The sequence below is a fragment of the Chromohalobacter sp. 296-RDG genome (assembly GCF_029889885.1).
Classification (GTDB): Bacteria; Pseudomonadota; Gammaproteobacteria; order Pseudomonadales; family Halomonadaceae; genus Chromohalobacter.
The window spans coordinates 1-970 of record NZ_JARANY010000244.1; the positions used below are offsets into that span (position 1 = coordinate 1).

Genomic DNA, 970 nt, shown 5'->3' on the forward strand with positions numbered 1-970 from the left:
GCATGGGCACCTGCAGCGATCAATGTAGAAGTTAGCAACGTCGTGGAGACGGTTATTAATTTCATGTGCTTTCCACAGTATCTGTGGCCAAACTCGCCCTGATCACTGCTCAGTGGTAGGTGATGTTAGCGTGGCGAAGGTTTCGCGCAGGGTGTCCGGGGTAAACGGCAAGGCATCGACCTTGTCTGAATGCCAGGCGGCATACTGGTGTCCTTCCAGACACTGGATCATGTTGTCGGTATCCAGCACTTCCAGGGAGTAGACCCAGTTCGCCATGAGGGTCATCGCAGCCATGTGGGCGCCCTCGTTAGAGGCGGTACACATGTCGTGGACCAAATGGATGCGGTAATCGCGGAAGTAAGCGTCGAACACGGATGTCATCAAGCAACCGTCCGTTACTACACCGCCGATGATCAGCCGCTTGACGCCGAGGCTTTTCAGCATCAGGTCCAGGCTGGTTTCAAAGAAAGCGCTCCAGCGATATTTGTCGATCACAATGTCCGTGTCTTGAGGCTGGACCGCCTCGATGATCTCGATGCTATCGCGGTTATCGGCGTAGAATTGTGGTTCGCCGCTGGCATGGCGTGGCTCATCTAGCGAGAGTCCGACACCGTCGTGTCGGTTGATTTGGCGTGTGTAGATGACCGGGATACCAGCCGCTCGGCAGGCTCCGATCATGCGCTGAGTGTTGCGCACGACACCATCCAGCCCGAGCAGACCAAAGCCGCTCTCCTTCTGCAGATCAATCACTACCAGGGCGGTTTCACTTGTCTTCATGCTTGGCGTTCTCTTGGAGGGGGGTGTGGTCCGGTAGCGGCTCATCGCGCTCGGGCCGGGGATAATGTTCGAAGATCTCTCCTGATTCCATGGCATTGGCCAGTTGCGTGATCCAGTTCAGGTAAGCTTTCGAGCCGCTTACCAGTGCCTGGTCTTTTGCAGCTACTTCTCTGGCCTCGCTGTCCGTCCCGTG

1 protein-coding gene and 1 pseudogene are annotated in these 970 nt (G+C 56.4%); both read right to left on the reverse strand.

All coding sequences use genetic code 11. The annotated features are described in order from the left end of the window. Window positions 1-102 precede the first annotated feature (102 nt). Complete coding sequence (locus OP495_RS18240) at window positions 103-777, reverse strand: isochorismatase family cysteine hydrolase (protein ID WP_280571189.1); 675 nt, start codon at window positions 775-777, stop codon at window positions 103-105. Continuing rightward, window positions 764-970 (reverse strand): annotated as a pseudogene (locus OP495_RS18245) (hypothetical protein); the annotation flags it as partial. The pseudogene OP495_RS18245 and the gene OP495_RS18240, both read right to left, overlap by 14 nt.